The following is a 25767-nucleotide window of genomic DNA, read 5'->3' as shown; positions in this document are numbered from 1 at the left end:
GGGTGGCCCATGGTGCGGACGATCAGCGGCACGGGACTGCCCGCCGCATTGCCGGCACTCATCGACAAGTACCGCGACGCCCAGCCGCGGCCGGTCCGGTACCGGCCGCCGAACTGGACCGCGGTGCTGTACCACGTCCAGCCGCAGCTCGACGTCACCGCTCTGCTGCGCAACCGCACCTACACGACGCCGCTGGACGGGTCGAAGGCGAAGGACCGCACGGTGACGTTCGCCGGTGTCCTGGCGGCGTGCCGGGCGATGGACATCGGCAACCAGCGCGAGGTGTTGCAGACGTTCGTGCTGACCATGGCATGGGCGTCGGCGGGCGCCGTCAACCCGACGCTGCGGGCGACGGCGCGTGCGCTCGAGGACCCCGACCGCGCGCACCGGGTCCTCAGCGACTCCGTCCGCCGGCTCCGCTCGGCCGAGACCCTGCACGACGGCGCGCTCGAGGAGAACCACCGGGCGTGGTCGCTGCGCGGCGTCGGGCAGTCGCCGGCCAGCCGCTGGTGGGCCGCCGCCGGACGGGTCGACGGACGCAGCTGGCAGCCGCTGGTGCTCGACGACCGGGTCTACGCGACGCTCAACCGCACCCTCCTGATCGGCGGCACGGCCCGGCTGGCCAGCTCACGCCACCGGGCGGCCCGCTACCGCGCCTACGTCGACACGGTGCACCGATGGGCCGTCGAGCTGCGGCTCGAGGGGCGCGACGCCGACGCGGAGCGGGTCGTGTTCGTGCTCGAACGACACGACGGCGGATCGACTCCGTCAGCCTGACAATGTCACTGGAAGGCATCTTTCCTGTCGTTCGCCTGACCCGCGCGGGGATCTGCGCAATCATGGTCAAATACCGCAACGGCGCGGGAGGTTCCGCGGGGTAGGTCGCAGCTGTCGACGTCGAACCCGGCACACCCTGGTGAGGAAGGGACAGACGTGACGACACACCCTGCTCTCGACGACGAGCAGCAGCAGCTCGACCGCTCGTACGCCCTCCTCGGCGACGACGCGTCGGACCGGCCGCTGGTCTTCGGCCGGGTCGACGATACCGGCGGGTCGCGCTACGTGGGTCGCATCGACGTGCGCGACGAGTCCGGCGGCGCCGTCGTCGTCGCGTGGCACTCGCCCGAGGCCGGCGCGTTCTACCAGGCCTGCGCCACCGAACCCACCGACGTCACGCTCAAGCGCGTCGTCACCGTCAGCGGCCGCCAGGTCATCGCCGTGCACGACGAGATCGCCGGCGGCGCCGCCGGCGACGTCAGTACCGGGCGCGACCACCGCCCCGTCGTCGGCAAGGTCGTCGTCGCGGCGCTCGAGCAGTTCCGCACCGGCGCGCTGGCCGAGGCCACCGCCACGCTGCGGCCCGAGCAGTTCGACATCATCCGCCGCCCGGCCCAAGGCGTCCTCGTCATCCAGGGCGGCCCCGGCACGGGCAAGACGGTCACCGCGCTGCACCGCGCCGCCTGGCTGGCCGCCAACGACGACGCCGTCCGTGCCGCCGGGCTGCTGGTCGTCGTCCCGACGCCGACGCTGCGCAACTACGTCGCCGACGTGCTGCCGCGCCTGGGCGCCGACGCCGTCACCACCGACATCGCCTCGCTCTACGACGGCCCGGCGCGCCGGCGCGGCCACGACACCCGGCCCGAGGCGGCACGGGTCAAGGGCTCGGCCGTCATGGCGATGGTGCTACGCCGGCTGGTCGAGTCCGCCGGCGAGCCGGGCTCGCCCGAAGAGCTGCTGCGCCACCTCTACGCCGACCCGGCGCTGCTCGAGGAGCTGGCCGACGACCTCCTCAAGGCCGGCCAGCGCGACGTGCTGTACCGCGAGCCGGCCGCGTCCGCCCACAACGAGCCGTGGACCGTCGACGACCTCGTGCTGCTCGACGAGCTGGCGCACCTGCTGGGCCGCGCTACGCCGCACTACGGGCACGCCGTCGTCGACGAGGCGCAGAACCTCTCGCCGATGCAGGCCCGCGCCATCGCCCGGCGCTGCCGCGACGTCACGCTGGCCGGCGACCTCGACTGCTCGACCGGCCCCGGCAAGCACGACGACTGGAGCGAGCTGACCGCCTACTTCGGGTCCGAGGCGCGCGAGGCCACGCTGAGCCTCGGCTACCGCGTCCCGCGCCCGGTCGTCGAGCTGTCGCGACGGCAGCTGCCCGACGGCGGCACGCTCGACCTGGCGCGGTCCCTGCGCGACGGGCTCGGCATACCGCTGGTCCGCCGGGTCGACCCGGGCGACGAGGCGGCGGTCGCGCTGTCCGCCGGTGAGGCCGCGGCCGGGACGGGGTTCAAGGTCGGCGTGGTGGTCGCGGCGGCCCGCTACGACGAGACGCTGCGGTACTGCCAGGCGGCCGGCGTCAAGGTCGGCGACGGCCGCGACGGCGACCTCGCCCAGCCCGTCACGCTGCTGCCGGCCGACCTCGCCAACGGCCTCGAGTTCGACGCGATCGCGCTGATCGAGCCGGCCGAGATCGGCGACGGGACCGAGCTCGGCCGGCGACTGCTCTACGTCGCGATGACGCGGTGCACGCAGTCGCTGGCGATCTTCCACGCGGCGCCGCTGCCGGCCGGCATGGAGCACCTGGAGCGGCCCGCGCCGCCGCCGCGCGAACCCGAGGTCGAGCACCGTCCGCGCCCGGCCCGCACCGAGGACCTCTTCGACCTCTTCAAGCTCCTTCGCGACGACGATCGCATGCTGGTCGAGGTCCTGATCCGCCGCCTCGTCCGCGACTCGCTCGAACGCGACGACTGAGCGCCCGGGCACGATCCGGCAATTGGTTCACCTAGTGAAACTATCTACACCCAGTGCCTAACGTATTCCAAGCGTTCTAGGGGTATTTGCCGCAATCTACCCGCCTGGAATTTCCCCCAAAATGAGAAATGGCGAACTAGTCTGGCCTTTCTCACGACACGGGCATAGCATGATCGTCCGATGTTGCTGTGGAGGGGCGCCATGGCGGGTGGACGGGATCAACTCGGTCCTTTGGAAAGGGTGACGCGGGTGCTGGTCGCGCTGGTCGCGGCCGAGCCGAAGGGGATCCCGACGCCGCGATTACTTCGGATCGCGGCCTTCGGTGGGGGAGAAGAACATCATGTACGGCAGTTGAAACGGCTGATCGAGGATCTCAACGGCGCCGGGTGGGACATCCGGAACACCGCGCCGCCCGGTCAGACAGCGGTCTATCGGGCGTTCGCAGGTGACAATCGGCTGCGGCTGACCCTGACGCCGGAACAACAGACCGAACTGGCCCGGGCCGCGCTCATCGCCGGCGACGCCGCATTCGCTGCGCGCGCCGGCATCGAGGGCACCGACGCGCCGATTCCGGAGCTGCGTACCGCACCGCAGGCCGAGCGCAACGACGACGCTCTCGACAAGGTGCTGTACGCGCTGGAGCGGCGCTGCCGGCTGCGGTTCGTGTACAAGCGGCGCGCGCGGGTCGTGCACCCGCACTTCGTCTATCCGGGCACGTCGGGTTGGCATCTGGTCGGCCACGAGGACGGCAGCGAGCAGGACAAACGGTTCGTCACCGACCGCATGTCAGACGTGCGGGTCGACCTGCCACGCACCGCCGACCCGCGGTTCGAGCCGTTCCGCGACGAGCTCGATCCGCTCCTGTGGGCGGTCGACGAGCCCGTCGACGTGACGGTCGAGACGACCCCGGCGCACCGCCACCAGGTCGAGACGCTGCTCGGCACGCCGTCGTACCACGAGATCGACGACGACGTCGTCAGGCTGACCATCCGAGTGACGCACCGGACGGCGTTCCGCAACCGCGTCTTCGAGCTCGGGCCGCGCGTGCGCGTGCTGACGCCCGAGAGTATCCGCAGCGAGCTCCTGCTGGAGCTGGACTCACTACTGGACTGACCATGAGCGTTCCTCCGCCGGTGTTCGTCCGCCGATTCGAGCGGGTGACACACGCGCTTCGCATCCTGACCATGCATCCCGATGGCGTGCCGATCCGCCGGCTCGCGGCCGAACTGGACGTCGACGAGCAGACGTTGCGGGCCGAGATCGTCGCGTTCTACTGCGCCGACAGCGCGGCGTTCGATCCCGGCCCGCTGCGCCAGGTGCGCATCGAGTTCGTCGGCGCCGACGGCGGGGCCGACGACGTCGACCCCGCGGTCGCCGAGGTCGTCCGGGCGTCGACCGACCGGCCCGCCGCGGAGATCGGCGTCATGCACACGTCGCCGGCCGAGCTGGCGCACGTCTACCGCGCCGGCCAGACGCTGCTGTCGCTGGAGCCGGACAACAACGTGCTCGACGGCGCGCTCCGCACGCTCGGCGACACCATGCTGCGCGGCGTCCGCCCGGTCGACGACCGGTGGAAGGTCGAGCTGGCCGGCATCCTCGTCGACGCGATCCGGCGGCGGCGCTGGGTGCGAATCGAGTACACGCCGGTGTGGCGCGACGACAGCACGGAGCACCGCATCGCGCCGTACCGCCTGCTGCGCACCCGGCGCGGCTGGGAGGTCGACGCCGGCATGTCGGCGGACGGGCGCGTGGTCGGCAGCTTCCTGCTCACCGGCATCCGCGAGGCGACGGTGCTGGACGAGATGTTCGAGCGGCCGCAGGAGGTCGAGGACCGGTTGTCCGGGCACCGGCACGAGCAAGAGGTCGAGCTGGTCGTGCCGCAGGACGCGCGCTGGGCGGTGGACCGGTTCGCCGAGAGCTCCGAGCTGCTCGCCGAGGACGAAGAGTCGGTGAAGCTGCGGGTCCGGCTGTTGCGGCCGGTCGAGCGGCGCCTCGGCATCCTGCTGCTGAGCGCCGGGCCGCTGGCGTTCGTCACCGACCCGCCCGAGCTGGCCGAGGCCGGGCGGCGGCTGGCCCGCGAGCTCCTGGACCACCACGGCACCACCGCCCGCTGACCGCCGGCCGCCGCATGTCAGGCTTGTGGCATGGCTGAGAACGCACAACGCACGGTGTCCCTGCAGCGAGTCGGCGAGCGCCGCTACGTCGCCACCAACGCCCGCGGCGGCGAGCTGCCGTTCGGGCAGGGCGACGACGGCGACTTCACCCCGGTCGAGCTGCTGCTGACCGCGATCGCCGGCTGCTCGGCCATCGACATCGACCTCATCACGTCGCGTCGTGCGGAGCCCGAGAAGTTCGAGATGGTGACCACCGCGAACAAGATCCGCGACGAGCAGGGCAACCGGCTCGAGGACATCGAGGTGTCCATCCGCATCCGGTTCCCCGACGGCGAAGAGGGCGACGCCGCACGCGAGGTGCTGCCCGACGCGGTCGCGAAGTCACACGACCGCCTGTGCACCGTGAGCCGGACCGTCGAGATCGGCACCCCGATCGCGATGCGGCTGGACTGACCCGGCCATGTCGTGGGCCGACCGGCTCGGCGAGCTGACCGACGCGCGCACGATCGAGCGTGGCCGGGCCTACGCCGACGGTGGCCGCGTGGCCGGCCTGGTGGAGGACGGTGACCGGCTCACCGCACTGGTGCGTGGCACGGAGGACTACCGGGTCGAGCTCGTCGCCGGCTCGATGAGCTGGTTCTGCGACTGCCCGGTCGGCGCCTCCGGCGCGTTCTGCAAGCACTGCGTGGCCGTCGCCATCGCGGCCGCGGGCGGCGGTACCGAGCCCGGTCCGGCCGACCTTTCCGAGTTCGAGCCTCGGCCCGGCCGCGCCGACGACCTCACGGTGCTCGCCGACGAGGTGGCGCGCGCGTTCACCCCGCGGCGCCGCTTCTACGACTACGACCAGGCCAACGCCTATGCGGACGCCGCGGAGGCGACAGTCGGGCTGGTCGAGGAGTGGAGCCGTCGCGCACCGTCCGCCGAGTTGCTGCCCATCGTGCAGGACGCGATCGACCGGGCCGCCCGCACGATCCTGCGCAGCGACGACTCGTCCGGTGGCCAGGGGATGCAGATCGGCCGGCTGCTCGACGCGCACCTGCGCACGGCCGCGGCCACGTCCCTGGACCGCAAGGCCGCGGCGACGACGGCACGGTGGCTGTTCCGCTTCATGTTCACCGGCACTCAGGACTTCTTCACCGTCGACATCGACCGGTACGCGGCCGGCCTCGGGCCGGACGGAGTCAACGTCTACCGCCGCATGCTCGAGCGGGTGGACGACGGGACGCACGCGTCGGCCGGCCGCTATGCACGCGGCCGGTTGGCGATCCTGAGCCGGGATTCGGAACAGATCAGGGCCCATTTCGGCGGCGAGCTGACGCATCCCATCCACGTCGAGGACCTGGTCGACGCCCTGGAGACCGCTGGGCACGGTGAGCTGGCGCTGGAGCACGCCCGGGACGCCGTGGCGGCTCATCCACGGTCGCCGTTCATCGGGTCGTTGGTCGAGCGACTGGTGGCGGACGCACGACGGCGCGGCGCCGACGACGAGGTCGCCGTCCTGCGTCGCGACGACTTCCACCACCGCCCGTCGACGACCAGCTACGCCGCGCTCGAGCACGCGGCCACCGCCGCGGGCAGCTGGGACGTCGAGCGCGTACGCGCGGACCCGGTGCTGGCCGCCGCCGATCCGCCGGGCTGGGTGTCGACGCTGCTGGGCCAGGGCGACGCGGCCGCGGCGTGGGCGGCGGCGGAATCGGTGCCGGAGCGGATCGGTCTCGACCTGTGGCGGCGGCTGTTCCGCGCGCGGGTGCGAATCGACCCGGCGTCGACGTTGCCGCACTACCGTCGCCTCGTGGAGGCCTCGGTGGTCACCGCGGATCGCCGGAGCTACCAGGTGGCCACCCGGCTGCTCCGGAGCATGCGCGAGGCGGCGGCCAAGGCGGACCGGTCGGCGGAGTTCGACACATATCTCGCCGATCTCCGCGACCGCTATCGCCGGCGCCGGGCGCTCGAGGAGGAACTGCGCCGCGGCGGACTGTGACGGGTTGCCGTCAGCGCGGCGCGCCAGCCGCGACCCGCGCCTCGTAGCGCGCCCGGGCCTTGGCGGCCTCGGTCTCGCGGTCGCGCGCCGGGGCGTTGGTGACCAGCGCGTCGAGGAGGTGCCGCGTGGTGTGGGCGATCTCCTCGACGGCATGGTCGAACGCCTCGCGGTTGGCCTGCGACGGGTTGCGCGTGCCCGCGAGCTTGCGCACGAACTGCAGCGCGGCGTCGTAGACCTCGTCGTTCGTCGCAGGCGGGGCCAGGTTGTTGAGTGGTCTGATGTTGCGGCACATGTCACCGAGCCTAGGCGCAGCCGCCCACAGTGCGCACGCCGTCAATCGCCGACCACGACGTCGCCGCTGGCGCTGCGCTGGTAGCGGACCACCCGCCCGTCGCGGGTCCGGTGGACGAGCCCGGCCCGCAGCAGGATGCCCAGGTGGTGCGAGACGGTGGCCGGGGCCAGGCCGTGCCGCGCGCTGAGATCGCCGGTGGACCGTGCCTCGCCGAGATCGCAGAGCAGCGCGCCGCGGGTGATCCCCAGCAGCGCGGACACCGCCCGGCGGCGACGATGCCCAGCGGACCCGCCGGCCCGCGCCCGCTCCGAGCCCAGGCCGTCGGCGGGATAGCAGAGCACCGCGTTGCCGGGTGCGCAGATCTGCACGCTCAGCGCCGGCCAGCGCAGCGCCGACGGCGCCAGCACGAGTTCCTCGTCGCGCAGCGCGAGGCGTTCCTGGTATGGCTTGCGGACCTCGAGCCGGCCGCCGGCCCAGCGCAGGTCGGGGTGCAGCGTCGCGAGCACGTCGCCGACGCCGAACTCGGCCAGCCGGTGCGAGCGGGCGCGGATGTCGGCGTCGAGCGTCCCCTGCAGCGCCGCCCAGCCGTCGGCGAGCGTCGCCTGCCAGAAGGCCCGCATCCCCTCGGCGACGCGGGCGGCGAACGTGCCGGCACGCGCGGCCGCACGCACCTCGCCCGGCAACGCGCGCTCGGCCGCGCACCATGCGAGCTGCCGTCTGACGACGTCAGACGGCGTGGCGGCAACGGCGTCGAGCTGGGCCTCGAGCAGGCGCGCCCGGCGTCCAGCCGGTGGCTGCGGCGTCAGCAGATCGGGGATGTAGCCGCGGCCGGCCAGTGGCAGGACGGCCGCGAGCAGCGCGGTGCGCGGGTCGCGCAGGGCCGTCCGCGCCGCCGGACCCGGATCGCCGAACACCGGATGCCGGCGCCCCTGGGCGGCGAGCATCAGCCAGCCGACCAGCTCGTAGGCGGGCGATGGCGTCAGCCGCACCCTCGCCAGGCTGGCGCTGTCGACGTCGACCAGGATCACGGATGCACGATAGCCCGGTCGGTCCAGATTCGACCCGGGTCGAATCTCTTCGGGACCGGCCAGGTCCTGCTCTTGAATCGGCGCACCGTCCCTGAGAGGAGCACCCATGAAGATCCGCGCCCGGGCCGCCCTGCCGGCCATCGGCGTCCTCGCCGCCGCCGCGCTCCCCGCGACCTCGCACGCCGACCTCAGCGCCGAGGCGTCAACCGCCGGTCAGCCGCACCGGCTGTGCGCGAGGACGTTCGACCGCGCCGTCGACGCCTACGTGCAGACGACGTACGACCGCGACTCCGACGGGTTCGCCGCCGTCCTGCACGAGGACGTCACCGCGATCTTCGCCACCGGCGACGTCCTGTACGGCAAGGACCAGACGATGGACTTCATCGACCGGTTCTTCGCCGCGCCGGACTGGACGCAGACGTTCGACGAACTCACCCGCGAGGTGCGTGGCTGCAGCACCGGCTTCGTGCTCTTCGACTCCGTCTACACACCGGCGCCGGACGCCGACCCTGAGCCGCTGGTCATCGGCGTGACGTTCGTCTTCGAACGGGGCCGCTGGCTGGCGCTGCACAACCAGGACAGCACCGGACCGGCCATCGGGACGCCCTGACGGCCGACGGCGGTACGAGACCGCCGCGCGGTCAGCCGGCCAGCTCGCGTTCCAGCGGCGTCCGGAAGGCCGGGATGATCGTGGCGCCGCCGAGGCGTGGCTCGAGCTCCGCGACCGCCCGTTCGACGGCGTCGGCGGCCTCGGCGCCGGCGTCCTCGAGCAGCCGCCACCGGATCGCGCCGCCGGCCATGCCCCAGCCGCCGACCACCCGCCCGCCCCACCACACCGTCGGCCCGATGTTGCCGTTGCGGTCGAACAGCGCTTCGCGGTGCGGACCGAGGAACCAGTCGCGCCGTTGCCAGCCCATCGGCGTCGGGTCGAGGGCGGGCAGCAGCGTGGCCACCGGCGTGGCGTCGGCCTCGGGCTCGGTGTCGTCGGCCAGGACGATGCCGGGTTCGCCGTCGAGGTCGACGTCGGCGGTGTCGAGCCCGGCCAGCACCTGACGCGTGACGCCGAGCGTCCACCCCGTCCACCACTGCACGTCGGCCACCGTGGCCGGACCGAACACCCGCAGCCAGCGCCGGGCCAGCTCGGCCCGCGCCTCGGCGACGGGCACGTCGGGCAGGCCGTCGGGCCACAGCCCGCGCACCGACGCCCACCGGTGCTGCCGCGACAGCCAGGTTCCGGCCGGCCGCCCGCGCACGATGCGGCCGTCGGCGCCCATGAGCGTGAGCACGCGGCTGGTGATGTTCTGCTTGACGTCCCACTTCTTGTCGGTGGTCGGCAGGACGGCGGTGCGCAGCCGCGGCTCGGCCTTGGCCAGCTCGGTGGCCAGCGCCTCGCCGCGTTCGTCGACCGCCTTCTCGGTGCCGGTCTCGACATCGGCCAGCCAGGCGGCGACGTCGCCCTCGACCGGCGGGTCGGTGGGCAGCGTCGAGAGGTGCTGGACCAGCTGACGGCGCAGGCGGTCGGCGATGGCGAGGCCGGCGGCGCTGTGAATGACCGGCATGAGCTCGGTGGGCGTGACGAACATGGTGCGCCGCATCGCGATGAGCTTGACCACCGAGCGGTCGTCGTAGAGCGCGGCCGACACGTCGTCGAGGGTCGCCTCGGGCGCCCTGACCAGCGCCGACACGTACACCGTGGCGGGATCGGTGGCGTGCAGCACGACCATGCCGCCGGTCGCCGCGGCGACCGACCCGGCCGGCGTCTCGCGGGCGAGGTGGTGACGGCGCAGCAGCCGGTGGCGGCGCTGTTCGGCGCTGATCGTGAGCATCTGCCGATCCTGGCACGGCGGTCCGACAATCTCGGAAACTCCTGGATTCACTGGACCACGGAAAGGGAACGATCTACGCGAATTGGTTGACAGCACCTCTAAGGTATGTTTTCGGAACAAATCTTCTCAGTCCGTGGACTTCTCGGGGGGCTCCGTGAGTCAACACAAGGCAACGGAAGAGCGGCGTTACCGCGTGGAGCTGGCGGTCGTCGTCCTCATCGGCATCGCCATCGCCGTCGGCGCCGTCATCGCGATCCTGAGCCTGGGCGGATCGTCCGGCGACGACCTGCCGCAGGAGTTCGGCGGGCTGTCCGCCGGCGTCGAGTAGGCGTCAGCTCCAGCGCACCCGCACCTGCGACCGCCAGTCGCGCAGCACGTTCGGCCGGCCGGTCGCCGTCAGCTCGTCGCCGCGATTCCACAGGCCGAGATAGAGCTGCGCGGCGGTGCCGGACAGCTCGGCGTCCGGTGCGGCCTCCGGCTCCGCGCCCGCCGTCGTCGTCAGCGACTCGGACTCGACCCGCAGCAGCCACGCGTCGCCGGTGTCGGTGGCCCGGACGGCGATCGTGTACGGCCGCTCGGTGCGCAGCTTGCCGCGGCCGCGGGTGATGAACCCGGTGAGCAGCTCGTCGACGCCGTCGGCGGCCGGCTCGGGCGCGACGGTGACCTCGGCCGCCGATGGTGCCCGGCCCAGGACGGCGGCCAGCGCGTCGGCGCCGTGGATCGTCGTCTCGTGCGCCTGCCGCCGGGCCCAGAATCGCCGGGGCGGCGGCGCGTCCTTCAGGAACACCATCGCTTCGGCATCGTCGGGCGTGGCCACGATGGTCGCGAGCAGCGCGTCGAGCCCGTCGGCGAACCAGGACAGTAGGTCGGGCACGGCGTCAGCCTCGGCGACCGAGGCAGCGGTGTCGTGGTCCTTCTCGCCGCGCAGGTGCGCGGCGGCCCAGCGGTGCACCATGCCCTGGTGCGTGACCAGCGCGCGGACGTCCCAGTTCGGGCAGGTGGGCACGGGCGCGGCCAGTCCGGCCCGCGCTGCGGCGTCGTGCAGCGCCGCGCCGCTGCGCCGCAGCAACGTCAGGTGCTCGTCCAGCCCCAGCCGGGTCGCCACGCCCGCATCGTAGACGGGCTCACCACTCCGCGAAGCTCCCGTCCGGGTGCCGCCAGAGCGGGGCGCGCCAGCGGTGCCCGGCCTCGTCGGCGCGGCGGACGGCGGCCTCGTCGATCGCGATGCCCAGCCCGGGCGCCGCGGACCGCTCGACGTGGCCGTCGACGAAGCGGAAGACGGCCGGGTCGACGAGATAGTCGAGCAGATCGTTGCCCAGGTTGTAGTGGATGCCGAGGCTCTGCTCCTGAATGAGGAAGTTCGGCGTCGCGAACGCCACCTGCAGGCTCGCGGCCAGCGCGATCGGGCCGAGCGGGCAGTGCGGCGCCAAGCTCGCGCCGGTGACCTCCGCCTGGGCGGCGATGCGGCGGACCTCGGAGATGCCGCCGGCGTGCGAGATGTCCGGCTGCACGATGCTGACGCCGGCGGCCAGCGGCTCGACGAAGTCGCGCCGGCCGAACAGCCGCTCGCCGGTCGCGATCGGCACCGAGCTGCACGCGACGACGCCCGCCAGCTGAGCGCCCAGCTCCGGAAGCACCGGCTCCTCGACGAACAGCGGGTGCAGCGGCGCCATCAGCGGCAGCAGCCGGCGCGCGTTGGCCGGCGAGACGCGGCCGTGGAAGTCGACGGCGACGTCGCGGTCCGGGCCGAGCACCTCGCGGGCTGCCGCCAACCGCCGCAGCACGTCGTCGGTCTCGGCGGCGGTGCCGATGGGGCCGAGCTTGGCGGTGCCGTTCATCTTCACCGCGGTGAATCCCTCGGCGACCTTCGCGGCGATGCCGTCGGCGACCTCGCCCGGCTCGTCGCCGCCGACCCACGTGTACATGCGGACGCGGTCGCGAACAGGCCCGCCGAGCAGCGCGTGCACCGGCGCGTCGTACACCTGGCCGGCGATGTCCCACAGCGCCTGGTCCAGCCCCGCGACGGCGCTGGAGAGCACCGGCCCGCCGCGGTAGAACGTCGACTTCGTCATGACCTGCCAGTGGTCCTCGATCCGCAGCGGGTCCTGGCCGACGAGGTAGTCGGCCAGCTCGTGGACGGCGGTGCGGACGGTGTCGGCGCGGCCCTCGACGACAGGCTCGCCCCAGCCGACCACCCCCTCGTCGGTGGCGACGCGGCAGAACAGCCAGCGCGGCGGGACCTGGAACGTCTCGATCGCGGTGATCTTCACTCGGGCTCCTTCCCGGACGTGATCGCCCGGACGTCGCGGTCGGCCTCGGCGAGCAGGTCGCGGACGGCGCGCTCGGCGCCGTCGGCGTCGCCACGGGTGACGGCGTCGAGTACGGCTCGGTGCGAGGGGACGCCGCGGTGCGCGGGGGCGCTGTCGCCGCGCGGCCCGCCGCTGTGCACCAGCAGGTCGCGAGCGCGCAGGCCGGTCGCGATGACCTGCTCCAGCTGCCGCAGCAGGGCGTTGTGGGCGGCGGCCAGCAGCGCGTGGTGGAACGTCAGGTCGGCCTCGACGACGCCGTCGACCGAGGCGTCCGGGTCGGCCATGCCGTCGAGGGCGGCGCGCAGCGCGGCGAGGTCGGCGTCGGTCCGCCGGGTCGCCGCCAGCCGTGCGCCGGCCGGCTCGACGATGTCGCGCACCTCGGCGAGGTCGGCCAGGAACGCGTCGTCGGCGCGGTTCTGCGCCTGCCAGCCCAGCACGTCGGCGTCGAGCAGCGCCCACTCCTCGCGCGGCCGGACGATCGTGCCGCGCTTCGGCCGGGCGTCGACCATCCCCTTGGCGGCCAGGACGCGCAGCGCCTCGCGGACGACGGTGCGGCTGACGCCCAGGTCTTTCTCCAGCCGCAGTGGATCGAGCGCCGCGCCGGGTGCGACGTCGCCGCGGACGATCAGCTCGCCGAGGTGCGCGACCACCGCGCCGTGGATGCCCTTGAACACGCTCACGCGGAGTCCGCCGTGACGCTCCAGCCGCCGTCGACGACCAGGCTCGCGCCGGTGACGTAGGACGCGTCGTCAGAGCCGAAGAACGCCACCGCCGCCGCGACCTCGCTGGGCCGGCCGAACCGGGCCAGCGTGGTGGCGCGGATGCTCCGCTCGCGGTCCGGCTCGCTGACGTCGGCCCAGGCCGGCGACATGATCGGGCCCGGGACGACGGTGTTGACTCGCACGTCGGGCCCGTAGTCGGCGGCCAGCTGACGGCCGAGCGACAGCAGCGCGCCCTTCGTCGCCGCGTACGCCGGGCGGCCGGGCAGCCCGCGCATCGCGTGCACCGACGAGGTGATGACGATCGACCCGCCGGTGCGGGTCAGCAGCCCGGCCAGCGCGCGCACGGCGAGGAACGTCGCGGTCAGATTGACGTCGAGCTGCCGGTGCCAGTCGGCGACGGTCAGACGGTCGGCCGGCTGGATCACCGCGATGGCGGCGTTCGAGTGCAGCAGGTCCAGCCGGCCGGGCCCGTCCTCGAGGTGCCGGGCCACCCGCGCCCAGCCCGCCTCGTCGGCGACGTCCAGCGGCAGGCCCTCGGCGCCGCCGCCGAACCCCGTCGCTCGGGCTGCGCTGCCGGCCGCCTCGACAGCCAGGCCCAGGGACGCCTCGTCCACGTCGGCCAGCAGGACGTGGGCGCCCTCGGCGGCCAGCCGCGACGCGGTAGCCGCGCCGATGCCCGAGCCGGCGCCGGTGACCAGCGCGACCTTGCCGCGGAAGCGGGGTGCGAGGACGGTGTCGCTCTCACTCACGAGAGGCAACCTAGCATTCAGTCATCTTGTATGACTATTTGTTCGGCCTGACGGCGACGGCGGCGGCCGCGCGGCCGGCGAGGGCGCGCACCGCTGCGGTCAGCGCGGGCGGCGCCTCGACGGTGAAGTCGCAGCCGAGCGCCACCAGCCGCGACGCCAGCCACTCCATCGAGTCGTCACGCCGTGCGTCCAGTCGCGACCTCGCGTCGTCGACCGCCACGACCTGTCCCGGCCCGTCGCCGAGCCGGCCCGCCACCGCACCCACCGGTGCGTCGAAGTCCACGACGACGCGCAACTCGGGCGTGCCCCAGTCGGTGCGCCGACCGGCGACGTAGGCCGCGGCGTCATCGGCCGGCAGGGGGTGCTCCTCGCGAATGCGCACGCCGGTCGGCTGGACCCGGGCGATCCGGTCCACCCGATACGTCCGCCAGCCTGCGTAGTCGCCGTCGCTGCCGCTGCGAACGCGGTTGTCAGCGCCCGCCCGTAGGGTGGGAGGACGCTCCCCACCGGGCGGGGTCCGGCCAGCGCCGCGGCGAATGTCCCGGTCCACATTCCGGCGGACGTCCCATTCGACGTTCCAGCCGACGAGGTACCAGCGGCGGCCGGAGGGGACCAGCGCGAGCGGTTCGACCAGCCGGCCCGACTGCTCGCCGTCACCCGACGTGTAGCGGAAGCGGACCCGCTCGCGGGTCGCGACGGCGGCAGCCAGCGCCGTCAGCACCTCCGGGTCGACCATCGGGCCGCCGCCGACCGGCAGGGTCGCCACGCCGAGCGAGCGCACCCGATGGCGCAGCCGCGCCGGCAGCACCTGCTCCAGCTTGCCGAGCGCCCGGACCGATGCCTCCTCGATCCCGGCGACGGCGGACCCGGCGGCCGCGCGCAGCCCCACCGCGATCGCCACCGCCTCCTCGTCGTCCAACAAAAGCGGCGGCAGGGCGGCGCCCGCCACCAGCCGGTAGCCGCCGGCCGCGCCGAGCGTCGCCTCGACCGGGTAGCCGAGGTCGCGCAGCCGGTCGACGTCGCGGCGGACGGTGCGTGGGGTGACGCCGAGGCGCCGGGCGAGCTCGCTGCCAGGCCACTCGCGCGGCGTCTGCAGCAGGGACAGCAGCGCGAGCAGCCGCCCGGACGTTTCACTCATGGAGACCAGGATGCCGCAGAACTAGGACAAGAACCGACCTAGATGCGTCCTACCGTCGGACCCATGACCCCCTTCACGATCGACATCCCGCAGTCCGACCTCGACGACCTGCACGACCGGCTGGCCCGCACCCGCTGGACACCGCAGCTGCCCAGCGACGGGTGGGAGCGTGGCGTGCCCACCGACTGGTTGCGCGACCTCGCCGAGTACTGGCGCACCGGCTACGACTGGCGCGCCCGCGAGGCCGCGCTCAACGCGTTCCCGCAGTTCGTCGACGAGATCGACGGGCTGGACCTGCACTACCTGCACGTGCGCTCGCCGGAGCCGGACGCGCTGCCGCTGGTCCTGGCGCACGGCTGGCCGAACTCGTTCGTCGAGTTCGCCCGCACGATCCCGCTGCTCACCGACCCGCGAGCGCACGGAGGCGACCCTGCGCAGGCGTTCCATGTGGTCGTGCCGTCCATCCCCGGGTTCGGCTTCTCCGGCGCGCCGCGCACGACCGGGTTCGGCATCCCCGCGGTGGCCGGCATGTTCGCCGAGCTGATGGCCCGGCTCGGTTACGACCGCTACGGCACGCAGGGCGGCGACCTCGGCGCGTACGTCACGCCTGAACTGGCCCGGCGGCACCCCGACCGCGTCGTCGGCGTGCACATCGACGGCGGCTTCGGCTTCCCGACCGAGGACGACGTGCCCGGCATGACCGAGGAGGAGCGGGCCGAGTGGGACCTGATGCAGCAGTGGTCGTCCGGCGGGGTCGACCACCACGCGCTGCTGCGAGTGGCGCCGCAGACGTTCGGGCACGGCTGGCACGACTCGCCGGTGTCGCTGCTGGCCTGGCACGCGCACAAGTTCCAGGAGTTCTCCATGTCCGACCAGCCGCTGCTCGACGTCATCGACCGCGACCTGTTCCTCGACAACGTCAGCGTCTACTGGTTCACGAAGACCGCCGCGACGTCGTCGTGGCCGATGTACGAAGGGCTGGCACAGGGCGGCGCCGCGAGGTTCGAGTGGCCGAAGGCGCCGGCGGGCGTGCCGTCCGGCGTCTACGGCGGCGGCTCGGCCCTGATGCGGCGGCTGGCCGAGCGCGACGGCCCGATCGTGCACTGGCCCGAGGGCAACCCGGGCCGGCACCACTTCATCGCGATGGAGGAGCCGGCCGGGCACGTTGCGGACATCCGCGCCTTCTTCGCCCAGTTGCGGTGACCCATCCGCTCCCCGGCGGCTCGGTCCCAGGGGATTCTCAGCGTGTCTGACTACCCTCGGAGCATGCGCCGCTACTCGCCCCGGCCCGGAGGTGTCGTCCTCGGCCTGCTGATGTTCCTGGCCGGCGCCCTCGGCACCTGGGCGAGCTGGCGGTGGTTCGTCGACACCGCCGTGGGGCAGCGCATCGACCAGGTCGCCTATCGCGGCTCCGGCATCGGCCGCTCGACGCTGTGGTCGGGCGCGGAGCAGGTGCTCGACGTCGTGTCGGTGCCGTTCGTCGTGGTGGTGCTGGGCGCCGTCGCGCTGATCGCGCTGCTGCGCCAGCGGTGGCTGCTGGCGTTGCAGGTCATCGTGCTGGTCGGCGGCGCCAACCTCACCACGCAGGTGCTCAAGCGCGTGGTATTCGACCGGCCGCGGCTGGCCGAGGACACCGGGCCGCTGGACAACTCGCTGCCCAGCGGGCACACGACGGTCGCGGCCAGCGTCGCGGCCGCGCTGGTTCTGGTGGTGCCGCGACGGGCCCGGCCGGCGGTCGCGATCCTCGGCGCCGGGTACACCGCGATCACCGGCGTCTCCACCATGGTGGGCGGCTGGCACCGGCCGTCCGACGTCGTCGCCGCCATCACCGTCGTGCTGGCCTGGGCCGGGCTGGCGACGGTGCTCACCGCGCTGAGCAGCCCGGAGCGGATACCGTCGCCGCCGGCCGGCAATGCCCCGACGGCGATCGTCAGCGGCCTGTTCGTCGTGGTGGCCGGGGTCGCCGGCGCCATGGCCGCGTCGGCGCTGCTGCGCACCCGCGACGTGCTGAACACCGCGGGCGCCGTCACCGAACGCTCCGACCTGGCGACGGCCTACGTGGGCGCGGGGCTCGGCGTCGTGGCCGTCACGGCGCTCTCGTTCGCCGCGATCCTCGTCGCGCACCAGGTCGCCAGCCGGCCGTCACAGGACGCACGTCCGTCGTCGCGATCCGTCGCGGCCGGCGTCTCCGACACCGTGTCCTAGCCGTTCGGTGCTGTCACGGCAGCGTGCCGGTCGACGGGGAACACGTGTTCAACGTTGCCCGCCGAACTGATGGTCAAGAGTTGACATAGTCTTCCAAAGAGGGCTACACATCTGCGGCCCAGAACGGCAGACTGACGGAATGACCTCTCGTACACCGGCCGCGAGGCCTGTTTATCCTTCTAGCCCGTTCCGCCCCATCGCCCCTCCGCCCCCGCAGAAGTTCGTCGTTGATGACCTGCTCACTCACGACCGTCACGGTCTTGGCCGCGTAGTCAGCGTGCCCGGCGATCACGAGGTACACGTCGATTTCGGCACCGCGGTACGTCGTATCGCCCTGCCGAACCCGAAGGTGACCCGGCTCTGAGCCGTCGCCATTCTGAAATAGTCACAAAACAGCGCCGAAACGTCCCGGCATCCGGCCGCCCGGCATCAGGTTGTGTCAATATCCGCCATGCCGGCGGCCGGGGCGGGACGCTCATCGCCAGTTGCGCCTCAGACCGGTCAGCCGATCCGGGTTCCGGAACGCGAGCAGCCGCACCACCTGGCCGCCCCTCGTCTCGATGAGGCCCGCCACGTCGACGCGTCCGTTCAGCACGCCGACGACGCCCGGCTCGCCGTTGAGCTCCGCGTACTCGAACCGGTAGCCGGCCAGTTCGCGGCGGACCAGCGGGCCCACGAGCAGGCGGGCCACCTTGTCCCGGCCGAAGATCGGGCGCAGGGCCGCGCGCGCCTTCCCGTCGGTGTCGTTCACCATGACGACGTCCGGCGCCAGCACCTCCAGCAGCTCGGCGAGGTCGCCCTCGGCCGTGGCGCGCAGGAACCGCTCGGTCACCGCCCGCCGCTGCTCCGGGTCGGTGTCGAAGCGCGGCCGCCGCGCCTGGACGTGCTCGCGGGCCCGGTGGGCGACCTGCCGCACCGACGCCTCGCTGCGGTCCAGCGCCGTCGCGATCTCCGCGTGCGCGAACCCGAACACCTCGCGCAGCACGAACACCGCCCGCTCGATCGGCGTGAGCGTCTCCAGGACCACGAGCATCGCCATCGACACGTCCTCGGCCAGCTCGACCCCGCCGCTGGCGTCCGGCCCGGTCGCGAGCGGCTCCGGCAGCCACGGCCCGACGTACGTCTCGCGCCGGTTCCGCAGCGTGCGCAGCCGGTTCAGCGCCAGTCGAGTAGCGATGCGGACGAGGTACGCCTTCGGCTCCAGGACGTCGGACCGGTCGGCGGCGGACCACCGCAGCCACGTGTCCTGCACGACGTCCTCGGCGTCGGCCACGCTGCCGAGCAGCTCGTAGGCGACGGTGAACAGCAGCCCGCGGTGCCGCTGGAACGGGTCGGGAGTCGTCTCCGTCACGGCATCGGGACCTTCGGTTCGAGGGAGTGGCCTGCCATGCCATTCAGACACACACTGGTGCACGGTTGTGACATGGGGCTGTGGCAGAGTCGCGAGTGATGTCCTTCACCTACCCCGAGGTCGGCGCCACCCGCGACGGCGAGCCGCTGCCTGACGGCTACGACCACGTCCGGGTCCGCGAGCGCATCGGCCACGGCCGGGCCGCCTTCACCGCCGTCGTCGAGGGCGTCGTGATGTTCGACCTGCATCGCAGCATCGGCCTGCGGGTCGCGACGTCGCAGCCGCGCGCCGCGGTGGGCGTCCGCGTCACCAGCACGCTCGGCGTCGGGCCGGTCGGACTGCGGATCCCGTGCGAGGTGGTCTGGGTGCTCGACGAGGACCGCCGCGGCGGGTACGCCTACGGGACGCTGGCCGGTCACCCGGAACGCGGCGAGGAGTCCTTCGTCGCCGAGCTCGACGACCACGACGACCTCTGGTTCACGGTGACGGCGTTCAGCCGCGCGGCCGCCTGGTACGCCCGCCTCGGCGGGCCGCTCACCCGCGCCGCCCAGGCCGTCGCCACCCGCCGCTACGTGACGGCCGCCCGCCGACTGGCCGCGCGCGCGTCACACGGCTGACCAGCGACGACGAAACGGGCAACCGCCGCGCGATTAGCCCGGAAGTTAGCCCGACCCGTTTCTGGGTGAACCACGGGCCATCCTGCGAATGACATCCGAGCACGAGGAGGGCACCATGACAACCATGCAGGAGCTGCCACGTGTCGTCGAAGCCTGGACGGTGGACGATCTCGACGGCCTGCCCGAGAACGACGGGCTGCGCTACGAACTCATCGATGGGCGGGTCCTGGTGAGCCCGTCCCCGCGACCGAAGCATCAGATCGTCAGCGGCGAACTGTTCCTCCTCCTCCACGGCGCGTGTCCGCCCGAGCTGAAGGTGTTCTACGCGCCACTGGACTGGCAGCCGAATCAGCGGAACTCGCTCATACCCGACCTTCTGGTGGTGGCCAAGGACGACATCGTCGACGGGCCGCTCACCAAGCCGTTGCGGCTGGCCGTCGAGATCCTGTCACCGAGCACCCGGCTCTACGACACCAAGGTCAAGTTCGCGAAGTACGCCGAGGGCGGCGTCGGGTCGTACTGGATCGTCGACCCCGACGGCGGGCCGTCGATCGTCGCCTACGACCTCGTCGACGGCGACTATGTGGAGGTGGCGCGGACCACTGGGGACGAGGAGGTCCGGCTGGAGCGGCCGTACCCGGTGACCGTCACACCGTCGGCGCTGCTCGGCTGATCGCCGCCGCCGGCCGTCGGCGCTGGTCCGGACCCGTCCGCACAGCGAGGTGACGCGTTGTAGCCGGCCGCGGAGGCCTGACGTCAGCCCCGAGTTGATCTGTGGGTGATCGTGACCTGGACCTCGACGATCTGTCCGGTATGGTGTAGGAATCGAAGTGTGATCGTGCCGGTCGAAGGTACGGTCTTGCCCTTCCGGCGGTCGACCACCGGACCGAAGGGTCCGGCGATGACACCGGGCTGACGCCCGGGGTCCCAGACAGTTCACATCACGGTCCATACGACGAGTGCCGTGGAGTCCGAACACCGGCGGGGGTCAAGCAAGAGCCGCCGACCCATCGGATCCATGGCAGCGTTCGGGTACCGGTTGCGGCCCCGGCTCGCTGCGGAGGCCGGGGTCGCAACCTCCGCCGCTCTTCGGCAGGGCATCCTCTGGAGATGCCCGATCGCGTGCTCACCATCCCGCCGGAACGGCTGGCGGCCTGGCTGGCCGGGTTCGCCCGCCGGCACGGCGCCACCACCCACCGCGCCGGGCCCGGTGCCGTCGTCGTCGAGGCGGCGGACGGAGCGGTCGCGAGCTGCGCGGTCCCGTTCCCCCCGTTGCCGCACGACGACGCCGCCGCACCGTACGGCGGCCTCATCGCGCACGCCGCCCGCGACCGGCGGGTCGCCGTGCTGCTGGTGCGCCGCGGCGGTTACGCGGCCGGCGTCTTCCACGGCGCCGCGCTGGTGACGTCGAAAGTGGGTTCGCGGCACGTGCAGGGCCGGACGGCCGCCGGCGGCCAGTCGCAGCAGCGGTTCGCCCGGCGGCGTGAGAAGCAGGCCCGCGAGGCGTTCGAGGCCGCCGCCGACGTCGCCGCGCGGGTGCTGCTGCCGCACGCTGCCGAGCTCGACGCCGTCGTCACCGGGGGCGACCGCGCCGCCGTCGACCACGTCCTCGCCGACCGGCGGCTGACGGCGCTGGCCGCACTCCGCGACCGCTCCGCCGGCCTGCCGCACCTGGCCGTGCCGGACCCGAAACGGGTCGTCCTCGACGCGACGCCGGCGACATTCCGGGCCGTCCGGATCACCCTGTCCGAGCCGGACATCACAGGGTGAAGCGGTGCCGCCGACCGCGAGGTCTGACGCCAGTCGGTCAAGAATGAGCCTGACACCGCAGAGTTCGGACCGTTTGTGGTCGCGCTCAGTGGGCAGGCGTAGGTTAGCCAGTGACAGGTCCCGGGCCTGACGATGTCGTCGAGAGGAAGCTCAGAAGCAATGGCCGTCTACTCTCTGCCGGATCTCCCCTACGACTACGGTGCGCTCGAACCGCACATCGCCGGTCAGATCATGGAGCTCCACCACTCCAAGCACCACCAGACGTACGTCACCGGCACGAACACCGCGCTCGAGCAGCTGGAGGAGGCACGCGCCACCAGCAAGCTCGACACGGTGAACCTGCTGCAGAAGAACCTGGCCTTCAACCTCGCCGGTCACGTCAACCACACCGTCTTCTGGAACAACCTGTCGCCCGAGGGTGGCGACAAGCCCGACGGTGACCTCGGCGCCGCGGTCGACGAGTTCTTCGGTTCGTTCGACGGCTTCCGCGCGCACTACACGGCGGCCGCGCTGGGCATCCAGGGCTCGGGCTGGTCCATCCTGGCGTGGGAGAGCATCGGCCAGCGGCTGGTCATCGAGCAGCTCTACGACCACCAGGGCAACCTCGCCGCCGGCACCGTCCCGCTGCTCATGCTCGACATGTGGGAGCACGCGTTCTACCTGCAGTACAAGAACGTGAAGCCCGACTACGTGGCGGCGTTCTGGAACATCGTCAATTGGCCCGACGTCGCCACGCGGTTCGAGGCGGCCCGGACGAAGACCGCAGGGCTCATCACGCCCTGACGCGTTCCGCGAGGGGGCGCCGGCGACCCGCCGGCGCCCTCGACCGACCGGAGGCCCGCGTGTTCAAACCGCCGCCGCAGCCGAGCCGGCGCCGCACCACCGTGCGGATCGCTCTCGTCGCGCTGTGCGTCGGTTACGCGTCGGTGCTCGCGGGTCTCCTGCTCGGGTTCTGAGCCTCCGCCGGCTGTTACCGTCGGTGAGGTGATCGCATCGCTCACCCGGCGCGCGCTCTACGCGCTCGCCACCAGTACCGAGGTCGAGTCGCTGGTCCGGGCGATCCCGCCGGCCCAGGACCTCGCCTACTCCGCCGCCCGCCGCTACGTCGCAGGCACCACGCTCGACGAGGCGATCGAGACCGTCCGCCGGCTCACCGCCGCCGGCCTGGCCGTCAGCCTCGACCTGTTCGGCGAGGGCGCCGCCGACGAAGATGAGCTCGCGGCGACGGTGCGCGGCTACCGCGAGGCGGCGGCCGCGCTGGCGGACGTCGGCGGCGACGTGTACCTGGAGATCGTGCCGTCGCACCTGGGCCTGGACCTGGGGTTCGACGTCTGCCGCCGGCACGTGGAGCAGCTCGTGGAGGTGCTCCCGGCGGGCGCACGGCTGGAGATCAGCGCCGAGGAGAGCCGGCGCACGCCGCAGATCATGGACCTCACCGTCGCGCTGGCCGAGGCCGGTGCGCCGCTCGTGGCGACCGTCCAGGCCAACCTGCGCCGCAGCCCCGACGACGTCGACCGCCTGCTCGCCGCGGGGGTGCCGATCCGGCTGGCCAAGGGCGCCTACCTGGAGTCCGCCGACGTCGCGCACGCGTGGGGCGAGGGGGCCACCGTGGCCTTCATCAAGCTGGCCCACCGGGTGCACGCGGCCGGTAGCGCGCCGGTGCTGGCGACGCACGATGCCGTGGTGCGCGAGGCGCTGCTGGAGGCGCTGCCCGGCGCCGGGGTCGAGATGCTGCTGGGCGTCCGCGAGGACGACGCCCGCGAACTGGTCGCGCGCGGCGTCCCCGTCCGCGTCTACGCGCCGTACGGCGACAGCTGGTTCCGCTACTGGATGCGCCGGGTGGCCGAGGCGCAGGGCGCCTGACTCACACCGGCTGCAGGGTGCGGGTCTCGAACAGCCGGTCGGCCACACGCTCGCCGTCGTCGACGAACGCGACGAGGTAGGCGCGCAGCTCGCGGGTGAACTCGGCGATCGCGTCCGGCTCGAAGCCGGCGATGCGGGCCAGGGCGACGACGTCGCCGGTCTCCGCGTCGACGATCGCCTCCGTGATCCGGTCCGGGTCCTGCCCGCAGGCGATGGTCAGGCTGCGGATGGTCTCGCCGCGCTCGAGGGCGGCCTCCAGGGCCGCGGGGGTGACGCCGAGGATGTGTGCCGCCGTCGGGATCGCGTACATGGCCGTCTCCATCGTGTGAGGTCCGAGTCGGTTCGTGCTTGAGATCCTTCCGGTCGATCCTGAGAACAGCCGGAGACGGTCCTGAGAAACGTGTATGAGTCCGCGGCTCTCGGGTACATGCTGGTCCTTGACGAGCAGCCCACCCGAAGGAGCGGCGACGATGCTCGACGAGGCCAGTACCCCGACCATCGACGACGCCCTGCTCACCCGCATCGACGCGTGGTGGCGAGCAGCCAACTACCTCTCCGTCGGGCAGATCTACCTGCTGGACAACCCGCTGCTGCGCGAGCCGCTGCGGGCCGAGCACGTCAAGCCGCGCCTGCTCGGACACTGGGGCACGTCGCCCGGCCAGAACTTCCTGTACGCGCACCTCAACCGCGCGATCGTCCAGCGCGACCTCGACATGATCTACCTCTCCGGGCCGGGCCACGGCGGCCCGTCGCTGGTGTCGGCGGCCTGGCTCGACGGCACCTACAGCGAGGTCTACTCCAACGTCGGCGACGACGAGGCCGGCCTGCGGGAGCTGTTCCGGCAGTTCTCCTTCCCCGGCGGCATCCCGAGCCACGTGGCGCCCGAGACGCCCGGCTCGATCCACGAAGGCGGCGAGCTGGGCTACGTGCTGTCGCACGCCTACGGCGCCGCCTTCGACAACCCCGGGCTGACGGTGGCGGCCTGCATCGGCGACGGCGAGGCCGAGACCGGCCCGCTGGCCACGGCCTGGCACAGCAACAAGTTCCTGAACCCCGCCACGGACGGCGCTGTGCTGCCGATCCTGCACCTCAACGGGTACAAGATCGCCAACCCGACGGTGCTGGCCCGCATCCCGCGGCGCGAGCTGGAACACCTGATGGCCGGCTACGGCCACACGCCGTACTGGTTCGAGGCCGGCTTCGACGACGAGGACCACCTGTCCGTCCACCGCCGGTTCGCCGAGCTGCTGGACCACGTGCTGGACCAGATCGCGACGAACCAGCGCGAGGCGCGCGCCGGCACCTACGACTACCGCCCGGACTGGCCGGTGATCATCTTCAAGACGCCGAAGGGCTGGACCGGCCCGCGCGAGGTCGACGGCCACCAGGTCGAGGACACCTAGTCCGGGCTGCCGAACAGCACCGACTCCATGTTCACCACCATCGAGGGCGAGTGGGACGAGGTCTTCGACGTCGTCAAGCGCGCCACCGAGGCGGTCGGCCGGCACGGCCATCGCGTCAGCCTGGTGCTCAAGGCCGACATCCGGCCCGGTCACACCGGCGAGATCACCGGCAAGGTCGAGCGCCTCGAAGCGGCGCTGGCGCGCAAACGGGATCAGTAGCCGGTCCCCGACTTCACCCGGCGGCGCTCGCGCTCGTGCAGCCCGCCCTTCGCGTCCAGCGTCGTGCACGCGTGCGCGAGGTCGTCGGCCAGCGTGTCCGCCAGCGAGCGGCTGAGGGTCTGCTTCACGAGCGCGCGCAGGACCGTCACGTCCTGGGCGTTCGGCGGCAGTGAGTAGGCCGGCAGCATCCAGCCGTGCTCGCCGGCCAGCTGCCCGGCGACGTCGAACTCGTCGTAGGCGTGCTCGCCGGCCAGCCGGAACGCGACCAGCGGCAACTGCTCCGCGCCGGGCTCGCCGACCAGCTCGAAGTCGCCGGCCGCGACGATCCGCTCGGCCAGCTCCGCGGCGTTGGCCTGCATGGTCCGCATGATCGCCTGGTAGCCGGCGTGCCCGTAGCGGACGAGGTTGTAGTACTGCGCGAGCACCATGCTGGCGTTGGTGGAGAAGTTCAGCGTGAACGTGGCGTCGCGCTTGCCCAGGTAGTTCTCGTAGAAGACGAGGTCCTCGGCGAGGTCGTCGGTGGTGCGGAACACCAGCCAGCCGATGCCGGGATAGACCAGCCCGTACTTGTGCCCGGACACGTTGATCGAGCGGACCTGCTCGAGGCGGAAGTCCCACTTCGTGTCCGGGTAGAGGAACGGCCAGACGAAGCCGCCGCTCGCGCCGTCGACGTGCAGCGGGACGTCGAGGCCGCGCTCGTCGCGCAGCCGGACCAGCAGGTCGTTGATGCCGGCGATGTCGTCGGCGTGCCCGGTGAACGTGGTCCCGAGCACCGCCGCGACGCCGATGGTGTTCTCGTCGACGTGCGGCTCGACGTCGTCGGGGCCGATGGTGAGGCGGTCCGGCCGCAGCGGGATGATCCGCGGCTCGACGTCGAAATAGCGGCAGAACTTCTCCCAGACGACGTGGACGTCGCCGCCGAACACCAGGTTGGGCCGGTCGGTGCTCTGCCGCGCCGCCTCGCGCCGCTGCCGCCACTTCCACTTCAGCGACAGCGCGCCGAGCATGATCGCCTCGGACGACCCCTGGGTGCGGGTACCGGTGGTCGGGCCGGGCGCGTGGAAGAGGTCGGCCAGCATCCGGATGCAGCGTTGCTCGATCAGCGCGGTCTGCGGGTACTCGGCGTGGTCGATGTAGTTGCGGTGCAGGTTCTCGGCGATGACCCGCTGCGCCTCGGGCTCCATCCACGTCGTCACGAACGTGGCCAGGTTGCGCATCGGGATGCCGTCGAGGACCAGCTCCTCCCCGAGCAGCCGCATCGCGTCGACGGCCGGCATGCCCTGCCGTGGCAGCCGGTCGTCGGGCGCTGGTCGCTGCAGGAACTCGGTGCCGTAGCGGTCGTCGTAGGTGTCCTCGTGCCGCGCCATGACGTCGACCCTAGGGCCGGTGCGCCCCACGGCGTCCCCCGAAACGGGTGAGAGCGGCGCCC

At 72.7% G+C, this 25767-nt stretch carries 26 protein-coding genes and 2 pseudogenes; 17 read left to right on the top strand and 11 right to left on the bottom strand.

The window, feature by feature from the left end; translation table 11 throughout:
• Positions 1–9: 9 nt before the first annotated feature.
• From BLV05_RS06130 to BLV05_RS06105, 6 genes are all read left to right on the top strand, one after another.
• Positions 10–777 carry an 8-oxoguanine DNA glycosylase OGG fold protein gene (locus BLV05_RS06130; protein WP_052762126.1) on the top strand — a complete coding sequence of 256 codons (768 nt, stop codon included), beginning with the start codon at positions 10–12 and terminating at the stop codon, positions 775–777.
• A gap of 156 nt (positions 778–933) precedes the next feature.
• Positions 934–2751: a helicase domain-containing protein gene (locus BLV05_RS06125; protein ID WP_046766933.1), complete on the top strand. Its 1818-nt coding sequence runs from the start codon at positions 934–936 to the stop codon at positions 2749–2751.
• Positions 2752–3000: 249 nt separating this feature from the next.
• Positions 3001–3864 carry a WYL domain-containing protein gene (locus BLV05_RS06120; protein ID WP_160312710.1) on the top strand — a complete coding sequence of 288 codons (864 nt, stop codon included), beginning with the start codon at positions 3001–3003 and terminating at the stop codon, positions 3862–3864.
• A gap of 2 nt (positions 3865–3866) precedes the next feature.
• The gene (locus BLV05_RS06115; protein ID WP_046766935.1) at positions 3867–4865 is read left to right on the top strand and encodes a helix-turn-helix transcriptional regulator; all 999 of its coding nucleotides are present in this window, start codon (positions 3867–3869) and stop codon (positions 4863–4865) included.
• Positions 4866–4895: 30 nt separating this feature from the next.
• Complete coding sequence (locus tag BLV05_RS06110; protein WP_046766936.1) at positions 4896–5318, top strand: OsmC family protein; 423 nt, start codon at positions 4896–4898, stop codon at positions 5316–5318.
• A 7-nt stretch (positions 5319–5325) separates the two neighbouring features.
• The gene (locus BLV05_RS06105) at positions 5326–6846 is read left to right on the top strand and encodes an SWIM zinc finger family protein (RefSeq protein ID WP_046766937.1); all 1521 of its coding nucleotides are present in this window, start codon (positions 5326–5328) and stop codon (positions 6844–6846) included.
• Positions 6847–6856: 10 nt separating this feature from the next.
• On the opposite strand, the gene BLV05_RS06100 is transcribed toward BLV05_RS06105, so the two are convergent.
• Complete coding sequence (locus BLV05_RS06100) at positions 6857–7138, bottom strand: DUF2277 domain-containing protein (protein ID WP_046766938.1); 282 nt, start codon at positions 7136–7138, stop codon at positions 6857–6859.
• Between the two features lie 41 nt (positions 7139–7179).
• Entirely contained in the window at positions 7180–8166 is a 987-nt protein-coding gene (locus tag BLV05_RS06095) for an ArsR/SmtB family transcription factor (protein ID WP_046766939.1), read from the bottom strand.
• 106 nt (positions 8167–8272) lie between these two features.
• Between BLV05_RS06095 and BLV05_RS06090 the strand changes: the two genes are divergently transcribed.
• Positions 8273–8776 carry a YybH family protein gene (locus tag BLV05_RS06090; protein WP_046766940.1) on the top strand — a complete coding sequence of 168 codons (504 nt, stop codon included), beginning with the start codon at positions 8273–8275 and terminating at the stop codon, positions 8774–8776.
• A 31-nt stretch (positions 8777–8807) separates the two neighbouring features.
• On the opposite strand, the gene BLV05_RS06085 is transcribed toward BLV05_RS06090, so the two are convergent.
• Positions 8808–9992, bottom strand: coding sequence for a winged helix DNA-binding domain-containing protein (locus BLV05_RS06085; protein WP_046766941.1), 1185 nt, complete (start codon positions 9990–9992; stop codon positions 8808–8810).
• Between the two features lie 193 nt (positions 9993–10185).
• Between BLV05_RS06085 and BLV05_RS38120 the strand changes: the two genes are divergently transcribed.
• Positions 10186–10320: a hypothetical protein gene (locus BLV05_RS38120; RefSeq protein ID WP_267884843.1), complete on the top strand. Its 135-nt coding sequence runs from the start codon at positions 10186–10188 to the stop codon at positions 10318–10320.
• A 3-nt stretch (positions 10321–10323) separates the two neighbouring features.
• On the opposite strand, the gene BLV05_RS06080 is transcribed toward BLV05_RS38120, so the two are convergent.
• Genes BLV05_RS06080 through BLV05_RS06060 form a run of 5 tightly spaced genes read right to left on the bottom strand, consistent with a single transcriptional unit; the run spans position 10324 to position 14910 of the window.
• Positions 10324–11097 carry a maleylpyruvate isomerase N-terminal domain-containing protein gene (locus BLV05_RS06080; protein ID WP_052762127.1) on the bottom strand — a complete coding sequence of 258 codons (774 nt, stop codon included), beginning with the start codon at positions 11095–11097 and terminating at the stop codon, positions 10324–10326.
• A 19-nt stretch (positions 11098–11116) separates the two neighbouring features.
• Entirely contained in the window at positions 11117–12262 is a 1146-nt protein-coding gene (gene dgoD, locus BLV05_RS06075) for a galactonate dehydratase (RefSeq protein WP_046766942.1), read from the bottom strand.
• Positions 12259–12981, bottom strand: coding sequence for a FadR/GntR family transcriptional regulator (locus tag BLV05_RS06070; protein WP_197683550.1), 723 nt, complete (start codon positions 12979–12981; stop codon positions 12259–12261). Before BLV05_RS06070 ends, dgoD begins: the two co-directional genes overlap by 4 nt.
• Positions 12978–13772 carry an SDR family NAD(P)-dependent oxidoreductase gene (locus BLV05_RS06065; protein WP_082154935.1) on the bottom strand — a complete coding sequence of 265 codons (795 nt, stop codon included), beginning with the start codon at positions 13770–13772 and terminating at the stop codon, positions 12978–12980. Before BLV05_RS06065 ends, BLV05_RS06070 begins: the two co-directional genes overlap by 4 nt.
• 34 nt (positions 13773–13806) lie before the next feature.
• Positions 13807–14910, bottom strand: a complete 1104-nt coding sequence (locus BLV05_RS06060; protein ID WP_046766944.1) for a helix-turn-helix transcriptional regulator — start codon at positions 14908–14910, stop codon at positions 13807–13809.
• A gap of 63 nt (positions 14911–14973) precedes the next feature.
• On the opposite strand from BLV05_RS06060, the gene BLV05_RS06055 reads away from it, so the two are divergent.
• Together BLV05_RS06055 and BLV05_RS06050 are read left to right on the top strand one after the other, a co-directional pair.
• Positions 14974–16113 carry an epoxide hydrolase family protein gene (locus BLV05_RS06055; protein ID WP_082154936.1) on the top strand — a complete coding sequence of 380 codons (1140 nt, stop codon included), beginning with the start codon at positions 14974–14976 and terminating at the stop codon, positions 16111–16113.
• Between the two features lie 63 nt (positions 16114–16176).
• On the top strand, positions 16177–17115 hold the full coding sequence (locus tag BLV05_RS06050) for a phosphatase PAP2 family protein (RefSeq protein ID WP_063932492.1): 939 nt from the start codon (positions 16177–16179) through the stop codon (positions 17113–17115).
• Between the two features lie 475 nt (positions 17116–17590).
• Here the strand turns inward: BLV05_RS06050 and BLV05_RS06040 are convergent, their stop codons facing one another.
• On the bottom strand, positions 17591–18466 hold the full coding sequence (locus BLV05_RS06040; RefSeq protein ID WP_046766946.1) for an RNA polymerase sigma-70 factor: 876 nt from the start codon (positions 18464–18466) through the stop codon (positions 17591–17593).
• Positions 18467–18564: 98 nt separating this feature from the next.
• Between BLV05_RS06040 and BLV05_RS06035 the strand changes: the two genes are divergently transcribed.
• From BLV05_RS06035 to BLV05_RS06015, 5 genes are all read left to right on the top strand, one after another.
• Positions 18565–19083, top strand: coding sequence for a DUF1990 family protein (locus tag BLV05_RS06035; protein ID WP_052762128.1), 519 nt, complete (start codon positions 18565–18567; stop codon positions 19081–19083).
• Positions 19084–19198: 115 nt separating this feature from the next.
• Positions 19199–19756 (top strand): Uma2 family endonuclease, encoded by a 558-nt coding sequence (locus BLV05_RS06030; protein ID WP_046767201.1) that lies wholly within the window; start codon positions 19199–19201, stop codon positions 19754–19756.
• Positions 19757–20193: 437 nt separating this feature from the next.
• Positions 20194–20853: an acVLRF1 family peptidyl-tRNA hydrolase gene (locus BLV05_RS06025; RefSeq protein WP_046766948.1), complete on the top strand. Its 660-nt coding sequence runs from the start codon at positions 20194–20196 to the stop codon at positions 20851–20853.
• 159 nt (positions 20854–21012) lie between these two features.
• A complete protein-coding gene (locus BLV05_RS06020; RefSeq protein WP_046766949.1) occupies positions 21013–21636 on the top strand; it encodes a superoxide dismutase in 624 nt (207 codons plus the stop codon).
• Between the two features lie 201 nt (positions 21637–21837).
• Complete coding sequence (locus tag BLV05_RS06015) at positions 21838–22716, top strand: proline dehydrogenase family protein (RefSeq protein WP_052762129.1); 879 nt, start codon at positions 21838–21840, stop codon at positions 22714–22716.
• 1 nt (position 22717) lies between these two features.
• Here the strand turns inward: BLV05_RS06015 and BLV05_RS06010 are convergent, their stop codons facing one another.
• Positions 22718–23026: an LLM class oxidoreductase gene (locus tag BLV05_RS06010; protein ID WP_152690575.1), complete on the bottom strand. Its 309-nt coding sequence runs from the start codon at positions 23024–23026 to the stop codon at positions 22718–22720.
• A 160-nt stretch (positions 23027–23186) separates the two neighbouring features.
• On the opposite strand from BLV05_RS06010, the pseudogene BLV05_RS06005 reads away from it, so the two are divergent.
• Together BLV05_RS06005 and BLV05_RS35575 are read left to right on the top strand one after the other, a co-directional pair.
• Positions 23187–24110: pseudogene (locus BLV05_RS06005) on the top strand (phosphoketolase family protein); the annotation flags it as partial.
• A 9-nt stretch (positions 24111–24119) separates the two neighbouring features.
• Positions 24120–24338 (top strand): annotated as a pseudogene (locus BLV05_RS35575) (thiamine-binding protein); the annotation flags it as partial.
• Here the strand turns inward: BLV05_RS35575 and BLV05_RS06000 are convergent.
• Positions 24332–25705, bottom strand: a complete 1374-nt coding sequence (locus tag BLV05_RS06000; RefSeq protein ID WP_046766951.1) for a glutamate decarboxylase — start codon at positions 25703–25705, stop codon at positions 24332–24334. The pseudogene BLV05_RS35575 and the gene BLV05_RS06000 overlap by 7 nt on opposite strands.
• Between the last annotated feature and the right edge of the window lie 62 nt (positions 25706–25767).

The organism is Jiangella alkaliphila (assembly GCF_900105925.1).
GTDB lineage: Bacteria > Actinomycetota > Actinomycetes > Jiangellales > Jiangellaceae > Jiangella > Jiangella alkaliphila.
Note: the sequence above shows the minus strand (reverse complement) of the source record. Positions and strands in the feature narration are given on the sequence as shown.

Bases quoted from the DNA above. Each gene is read 5' to 3' on its own strand.
- BLV05_RS06010 (WP_152690575.1), bottom strand. From the start codon at position 23,026: ATGTACGCGATCCCGACGGCGGCACACATCCTCGGCGTCACCCCCGCG.
- BLV05_RS06020 (WP_046766949.1), top strand. From the start codon at position 21,013: ATGGCCGTCTACTCTCTGCCGGATCTCCCCTACGACTACGGTGCGCTC.
- BLV05_RS06115 (WP_046766935.1), top strand. From the start codon at position 3,867: ATGAGCGTTCCTCCGCCGGTGTTCGTCCGCCGATTCGAGCGGGTGACA.
- BLV05_RS06090 (WP_046766940.1), top strand. From the start codon at position 8,273: ATGAAGATCCGCGCCCGGGCCGCCCTGCCGGCCATCGGCGTCCTCGCC.
- BLV05_RS06025 (WP_046766948.1), top strand. From the start codon at position 20,194: ATGCCCGATCGCGTGCTCACCATCCCGCCGGAACGGCTGGCGGCCTGG.
- BLV05_RS06035 (WP_052762128.1), top strand. From the start codon at position 18,565: ATGTCCTTCACCTACCCCGAGGTCGGCGCCACCCGCGACGGCGAGCCG.
- BLV05_RS06105 (WP_046766937.1), top strand. From the start codon at position 5,326: ATGTCGTGGGCCGACCGGCTCGGCGAGCTGACCGACGCGCGCACGATC.
- BLV05_RS06055 (WP_082154936.1), top strand. From the start codon at position 14,974: ATGACCCCCTTCACGATCGACATCCCGCAGTCCGACCTCGACGACCTG.
- BLV05_RS06130 (WP_052762126.1), top strand. From the start codon at position 10: ATGGTGCGGACGATCAGCGGCACGGGACTGCCCGCCGCATTGCCGGCA.
- BLV05_RS06060 (WP_046766944.1), bottom strand. From the start codon at position 14,910: ATGAGTGAAACGTCCGGGCGGCTGCTCGCGCTGCTGTCCCTGCTGCAG.
- BLV05_RS06085 (WP_046766941.1), bottom strand. From the start codon at position 9,992: ATGCTCACGATCAGCGCCGAACAGCGCCGCCACCGGCTGCTGCGCCGT.
- BLV05_RS06110 (WP_046766936.1), top strand. From the start codon at position 4,896: ATGGCTGAGAACGCACAACGCACGGTGTCCCTGCAGCGAGTCGGCGAG.
- BLV05_RS06030 (WP_046767201.1), top strand. From the start codon at position 19,199: ATGACAACCATGCAGGAGCTGCCACGTGTCGTCGAAGCCTGGACGGTG.
- BLV05_RS06000 (WP_046766951.1), bottom strand. From the start codon at position 25,705: ATGGCGCGGCACGAGGACACCTACGACGACCGCTACGGCACCGAGTTC.
- BLV05_RS06100 (WP_046766938.1), bottom strand. From the start codon at position 7,138: ATGTGCCGCAACATCAGACCACTCAACAACCTGGCCCCGCCTGCGACG.
- BLV05_RS06050 (WP_063932492.1), top strand. From the start codon at position 16,177: ATGCGCCGCTACTCGCCCCGGCCCGGAGGTGTCGTCCTCGGCCTGCTG.